The organism is Micrococcus sp. GbtcB5, assembly GCF_019091605.1.
Lineage (GTDB): Bacteria > Actinomycetota > Actinomycetes > Actinomycetales > Micrococcaceae > Micrococcus > Micrococcus luteus.
In genome coordinates this window covers 1-261 of record NZ_JAGXJK010000241.1, presented here as the reverse complement: position 1 = coordinate 261, position 261 = coordinate 1, and the positions used below count along the sequence as shown (strand labels likewise).

The following is a 261-nucleotide window of genomic DNA, read 5'->3' as shown; positions in this document are numbered from 1 at the left end:
CTCCCGGCCCGGGCCGTGGCGGACGCGTCCTGGCGCGTGATCGCCCACGGGGGGGGCGGGGCCTTCAGTGTGGCCGCCGACCCCGTGCTGGACGCGCACACCATGGGCTCCGTCCTCGGGGCGCGCCGCATCCTGGAGTTGCCCGTGGGCCTGTTCCGGGCGGCCGCGGCGCTGGCCTACCGGGCACGGCTGCAGCCCACCGACCCGGGGTGGGGGGGCATGGCCGCGGCAGCGCCCATCATGGACACCCCGGCCCCGCGC

General features: G+C 79.7%; 1 pseudogene. It reads left to right on the top strand.

Going from position 1 to position 261, the window contains the following annotated elements:
* Positions 1–261, top strand: a pseudogene (locus tag KVS67_RS12200) (epimerase); the annotation flags it as partial.